The sequence below is a fragment of the Actinospineispora eucalypti genome, assembly GCF_039543365.1.
Lineage (GTDB): Bacteria > Actinomycetota > Actinomycetes > Mycobacteriales > Pseudonocardiaceae > Pseudonocardia > Pseudonocardia eucalypti.
This window is the reverse complement of the sequence record NZ_BAABJP010000048.1, coordinates 1-5959: the sequence shown is the minus strand read 5'-3', so window position 1 is coordinate 5959 and position 5959 is coordinate 1. Positions and strand designations below refer to the sequence as shown.

Below are 5959 nucleotides of genomic sequence, written 5' to 3'. Positions count from 1 at the left end.
TGGCGACACGACGCACATGCGCCGTGCTCCAGTCGCAGCCGCTGGGGCCATCGCCAATCACTCCACCTGGGTCGGTTGACCGGGAGAAACGCGCTGGTAGCGCGCAGCGGGAATCGCCTGGCGAGCCGCGGACGCACTCACGCGGGTGCCAACGTGCCCGGATGACTGGCCAGCCGCGGTACGACTCACACGGAGGCCCTGCCCCAAGTGCCCTACAGCATCGTTGGGTTCATCGTCCAGGGACGCGGAACTGAGGATACCTAAAAGTCTTAACGATGCAACCGACGCCGGCGGACGCCGAGGCCGGCGAGCGCGGTCGAGGGGGAGTGGACATGGCCACGGCCGGCCGTTCGTCCGGCGGGTTGCCGCGGTCCGCTGGCCATCTTGGCCGGCCACGGGTCCGTGCTGGCCACGCGGAAGGGTGGAGCCTGGCCGGCCACGCGGTCGCGGTTGGCCACGGCTCACCGGGGTGCTGGCCGCGGGTGAGCCGGTGGCCAGCCGCTCGGGCGGAAGCTAAAGGCGCACTTTATTTATCCAGCTAAAGGTCGGCGGCACGAACGGCGTTTCCTCGGTGTCCGTTGATCTCCGTTGATTTGGCCACAGAGTAAGTGGCCACGGGTATGTGGCCGGGTCGACCGGCCGCGGCGCGATGGCCATCCGTGGGTACGGTCCCGGTGATGGCCACCGCCGAAATGGCCGCGGCCACGTCCGGCGGAATTGGTGGCCACCGTTTCGTGGTCACCATGGCTGACCAAATGGCCACTGTTTCCGTTACCAAACTGTGACATGCTCTCTGGGGTTGTGAGGCGGCTTTAACGATCAGTGTGCGGCCATCGTCCCGGGTGGTCGTGATCGACTCCGGGAGACCGGTTCGTTATTTGCTTGGCCGCTTCGTCATCGGCTGTTAGTTGCGCGTACTCATTACCTCTGCAACCCTGTGAGCGACAAGTCGCTGCAGTGCGCCAAGCGGTGACTGAGAATCGAGCCTTCGGCGTGACGGCGACCGTGGAAGTGCTTGAGGCCGGGCCTGGGTGTGGTGTTCCCCGGAGAAGTCCCGGTCATTCCCGACGTCCTTGTACTGATTCTTTGCGCGATGGGGGTAAAGATCATGTTGGCGATTTCCGGATCGATATCGGTGTTGTTCGGCGGAGCGGCGGTGGTGGTGGGGTCGGCCCTGGGGCCGGCCGCACCGGCCACCGGATCGGTTGGCGAGACGGCGCCGGTTCAGTTGGCGGCCGCCGCCCAGCCGTTGGCGGCTCGCGGCTCCGACGACAACGGCTTCTCGGACGCGGACGGGCACGACGGCTCGTCCCGCACCCGGAGCCGAGAAGGCGGCGGCTCGAGCGGCTTCTTCTCCGGCTCGACCGGTGGCGGTGACTCGCGGCGGGAGCCGGAGGTGCGGGAGCCCGAGAGCGACGGCTTCTTCTTCGGCTGGTTCTCGAACAACGACCGGCCGGCCGTCTCGGACTCCGGCTCCCGGGACCGGCACCGCGAGGAGTGGGAACGCAAGGAGCGCGAGGACGTCGAGAAGAAGAAGCTGGAGATCGACGTCAACGTGCACCCCGCCGAGCCCAAGGCGTCCAACGTGCGTGACAACGGCGGAGACCACGACGGCGACGACGACAAGGACTCGCGGAACGGGCGCTCCGGCGGCGGCTCGGAGACCAGCGGGGCGGCGAACCCCGGTGGAGCAATTCTGCAGTTCCTCTCCCAGCTGTTCAGCGCGATCCTCGGCATGGTCAAGGGCATGGGCTGACTTAACGTCTCCTTAGTTCGACGACGGGCGAGCACCGAGCCGTGGGCGCTTAGACTTGCTCACGATTTAGCCCCGGGCAGTCCCCGCGCGGGACCGTCCCTGTGTCGATGGGCGGCACAGCCGGACCCCGGAGTGTGAGCGCGCGTGTCGAGCGTGGCTGGCTCGGCCTGGTGATTTCCGGCGCGTGGCTCACTCCGCGATCGCGCACCAGGGGACAGCGGCCATGCTCGCCACCGCACCATCTGTCGAGCCGTCTTCATGAACGGCGTCGAGGTGATCTGCGCGCTGCCGGGCTGCGGGAGACCCGTCGAGCAGCCCGGATCGGGAAAGCCTCGGCACTACTGCTGTCCGGCGCATCGCAAGATCGCCCATCGGGTGCGCCGGGACGAGGCCTCGGGCTGGACCGCTCGCCGGTCGGGTTCGCCCGCGCCGGAGCAGGGGAGCGCGGTGTCGCTTCCCGCCCCGCCGCGGGCTCCCGAACCGCGACCCCGGGAGACCCACCGGCGGCTGGTGCCCGAACCCACGTCGTGGTGGTTCCGCTGGTCGAACCGGCCGCACGCCTCGCGCGGGATCCGCAAGGCGCGGTTCACCGCCGCCCCGCCACCGTCCCAGCCGGAATGGCTGCTGCCACCCTCGCCGGCCGGGTCGGTGCCAGCGCCCTCGCCGGCCGGGCGGCGGCTGCGTCGGACGGCGGAGCCACGCGAAAGCCTGAACCCGCGACGGACGGAAAAGATCGAGCGCCGGCTGCGCGCCGCCCAGGAGCGCCGGGCGGCCGCGGCCGCCCTGAGCGGCATGCCGATCCCGGCCGAGGCCGTACTGCCCGGCGACGACGCGAACCTGTGGCGCCGGGCGGTGCTGACCATCCGGGCGACCCGCCGGGGAGAGGTCCGGTCCAATTCCGGCCGGGTTGCCGGCCAGATGCAGGAGGCGCTGGCCGCCGCCTGCCACAGCCTGGCCAACAACCGGCTCCGGTCGTTGCTGACCACCACCGGCATCATCGTCGGGGTGGCCGCGGTGATCGTGCTGGTGGCGCTGGGCGACGGCATGAAGGCCGACTTCGACAAGGAGTTCAGCCGGCTGGCCAACCAGATCACGGTGACCGCCGCGAAGGGCTCGGTACCGGACGGCCGCCAGCCGCGCGACCTGACCGACCGCGACGTCCAGGCGTTGAGCGACCCCCGGCAGGCGCCGGACATCGTGGACATCTCGCCGGCGGTCGTCGCCTCGGTGGTACTCGCCGCCGGGCAGGCGAAGAGCAAGGCCAGCCTGGTCGGCGCCTCGGCGAACTACCTGGACCTGGTGGACCGGCACACCGACGCCGGCCGCTGGTTCACCCCGGAGGAGATCGACAACGGAACGCGGGCCGTGGTGCTCGGGCCGGAGGCGGTGAACCTGCTGTGGGGGTACGACACCCCGCACCAGGACGTCGTCGGCAAGACGGTCCGGCTGAGCACCACCAACTTCAAGGTGCACGGCGTGCTGGAGTCCAACGGGCAGGACGACAACCTGGCGATCGTCCCGCTGGACGCGGCCCGGACCAGCCTGGTCGGGGACAACGGCGGCAAGCTCGACCTGATCATCCTCAAGTCGGGCAGCGTGGACACCGTGGAGGACGCCGCCGGGCAGGCCACCGACATCCTGATGGCCCGGCACAACATCGACGACCCGGCCAGCCGCGACTTCAACGTCAAGACGTTCACCGACTGGATCGAGAAGAGCACCCGGTCGATCAAGTTCTTGGCCATGTTCATCGTCGCCGTGGCGGCGATTTCCCTGTTCGTCGGCGGGGTGGGGGTCGCCAACATCATGTTGGTGTCGGTGACCGAGCGGACCCGGGAGATCGGCATCCGCAAGGCGGTGGGCGCGAAGACCACCGCGATCATGCGGCAGTTCCTGTCCGAAGCGGTGGTGCTGACCGGGCTGGGCGGCCTGGTCGGCGCGCTGCTCGGCGTCGCGCTGACCTACCTGGCCGGGGCGGTGCTACCGGACTTCGACGAGGAGCTGCCCGCACCGATCCTGAGCCCGGGGCCGGTGCTGGTCGCGTTCGCGGTCAGCCTGGTCATCGGCGTACTCGCCGGTGGCTACCCCGCTCACCGGGCCGCCCGCCTCCGCCCCATCCAGGCACTCCGCTTCGAATAGGCGATGCTTTGGGGCAGCTCTAATCCAGCCAGGTCACGCTCAGCACAACCACGCGTCGCTCGTGCTCCAGGACGAGGTAGACAGCGATCCCCTCGCCCATCGGCCCGAACAAGATTTTGCGCATGTTGCCCCGCGGGTTGTCATCACGGTAAGCCGGGCCGCTCCAGGGCGTGAGCTCGAGAAACCCGATGAGCTCCGCGTAGAAGGGGAGCGCGCTGGCAGACAGCCCGTCGACCTGGCCGCGTGCCGATTAACGTCTGAGCCGGGCGTCGATCTCGGCCTTGTGTACAGACCCCGAAACGATAGGAACCTGCTCACCGCGTTCTAGCTGGGCGGCGCGTTCCAACATCATGCGGTGCGCCTGTTCGCCCTGCCGCTGGGTGATCTCGGCGATCTTCCGGAAGGTGTCGATGACCTCGAGCACACCCGTCAGGTCCAGGGTCCGAGCAGCTCGGCCCATCTCCTCGGCATAGCGTGTTTCGAACTCGGCTCGCTCCGTGCCGACCAGGGCGTCACGAATCGCGCGGGGCGTGTGCGCGGACGACAGTGCAGGCGTGGCGTCGGTCATTCGGAGGTTAGGCCGCCGGTGTAGGAGGCGAAGTACTCGAGGGCGGCGGCGGTTGCGCGGACGTTGCGGTCCAGGGCGGTGCGGTTGATGTTGGCCAGGTTGTCGCAAGCTTGGTGGTAGCAGCGGTCGAACACCTCGCCGGACTCCCCGCCCCACTTCGAGGCCTGCTCGTCGGTCATCTTCTTCTCGTCGCCGGTCAGCGGGCCGGCCGAGGGGATGCCCGCCCTGACGAACGGGTCGTAGTCGGAGTCCCCCGCGAACTTCATCGGCTCCACCTGGACACCGGTCTTGGTCAGCTGCTCGGTGATCACCCTGGCCACGGTGGAGGAACCGGGCGGGCCGGCGCCCTTCTTCTTCCCCCCGGATCCGCCCTGCACGAAGTAGCCGGCGTTGGGCGAGGCCACCATGTCCAGGTTCATGTAGAGCAGGATCTGCTGGCGCTGCTGGCCGGAGAGGTTCTTCACGTAGTACGCCGAGCCGATCATGTCGCTCTCCTCCGAGCCCCAGAAGGCGAAGCGCACCGCGTTGTGCACGCCGGGGGAGGAGCCGAGCCGGGTGGCCAGCTCGAGCAGGGCAGCCACGCCGGAACCGTCGTCGTTGATGCCCGGGCCCTCGGGCACCGAGTCGAGGTGGGCGCCGAGGAACACCACCCGATTCGGGTCGCCGGTGCGGGTCTGCGCGATCACGTTGCGGTAGCTGCCCTGGCGGCGGGGTCGCTTGCGCGAGTCCTCGTCATCATCGGACGAGGAGGTGGCTTCGAAGGTCGGCGTGCTCACCTCGTAGCCGGCGTCGCGCAGCACCTTGGCGACGTACTCCACGCTCGCGTCGTAACCCGGGCTCGGCGTCTCCCTGGTCCCGCCGTTGTCGTCGGCGATCTTCTGCAGCGCCTCCAGGTGGGTGAAGGCGCCGGCCTGGCCGGCCGCCTTGGCCAGCTGGCCATCCGGGTTGCCCACCGGGCCGGACGGCGACGCGTGACTGCACGCGGCGAGCGTGCCCAGGGCAACCAGCCCGGCGGCGAGCCGTTTGGCCAGTGAGGTCCTCACTTGGGAGTTCCTTTCAGCGCAGTTCGGTGGCCGGGTTGCCGATCCAGCGGGTGCGGGGCGTGGTCTGCTCGCCCTTCATCAGGAAGCCGTCGGTCTCCAGGACGCTGCCGTCACCCAGCTCCGTGCCGTAGTGCACCAGCGAGTTGATGCCCAGTGTGCAGCCGTTGCCGATGGTGACGTGGTCGGACTTGAAGGTGCCGTCCTCCTGCGAGTGTGGCTGGATCCTGCTGGCCGCGTTCAGTGTGCAGTCATCGCCGATCGTGGTCAGCGACTTTTCCGAGATGTACCCGGCCCCGTCGTCGAACAGCCGCCGCCCGACCCGGGCGCCGCCCAGCCGCCAGACCAGGCCCTTGAACGGCGTGCCGTTGAACAGCGGCTGGTAGTTGAAATTGGCCAGCTTCCAGTACCGCTCGTGCCGCCAGAACTGGCGGTCGTAGATCGAGCAGAACACCG

Annotated in this window: 5 protein-coding genes; 2 read left to right on the top strand and 3 right to left on the bottom strand. The window is 69.1% G+C overall.

The window, feature by feature from the left end:
• Window positions 1-1108: 1108 nt before the first annotated feature.
• Window positions 1109-1756: a hypothetical protein gene (locus ABEB12_RS34445; RefSeq protein WP_185063301.1), complete on the top strand. Its 648-nt coding sequence runs from the start codon at window positions 1109-1111 to the stop codon at window positions 1754-1756.
• 258 nt (window positions 1757-2014) lie between these two features.
• Window positions 2015-3895 carry an ABC transporter permease gene (locus ABEB12_RS34440; RefSeq protein ID WP_185063302.1) on the top strand — a complete coding sequence of 627 codons (1881 nt, stop codon included), beginning with the start codon at window positions 2015-2017 and terminating at the stop codon, window positions 3893-3895.
• A gap of 250 nt (window positions 3896-4145) precedes the next feature.
• On the opposite strand, the gene ABEB12_RS34435 is transcribed toward ABEB12_RS34440, so the two are convergent.
• The 3 genes from ABEB12_RS34435 to ABEB12_RS34425 form a co-directional block, all read right to left on the bottom strand.
• Window positions 4146-4463, bottom strand: coding sequence for a DUF6247 family protein (locus ABEB12_RS34435; protein ID WP_185063303.1), 318 nt, complete (start codon window positions 4461-4463; stop codon window positions 4146-4148).
• Window positions 4460-5506: a M20/M25/M40 family metallo-hydrolase gene (locus tag ABEB12_RS34430; RefSeq protein WP_185063304.1), complete on the bottom strand. Its 1047-nt coding sequence runs from the start codon at window positions 5504-5506 to the stop codon at window positions 4460-4462. Before ABEB12_RS34430 ends, ABEB12_RS34435 begins: the two co-directional genes overlap by 4 nt.
• Window positions 5507-5519: 13 nt before the next feature.
• The coding region (locus ABEB12_RS34425) for a DapH/DapD/GlmU-related protein (RefSeq protein ID WP_345703390.1) at window positions 5520-5959 on the bottom strand (440 nt) is incomplete at its 5' end.

Coding starts and splice junctions, on each gene's coding strand:
- ABEB12_RS34445 (WP_185063301.1), top strand. CDS start 1,109: ATGTTGGCGATTTCCGGATCGATATCGGTGTTGTTCGGCGGAGCGGCG.
- ABEB12_RS34440 (WP_185063302.1), top strand. CDS start 2,015: ATGAACGGCGTCGAGGTGATCTGCGCGCTGCCGGGCTGCGGGAGACCC.
- ABEB12_RS34435 (WP_185063303.1), bottom strand. CDS start 4,463: ATGACCGACGCCACGCCTGCACTGTCGTCCGCGCACACGCCCCGCGCG.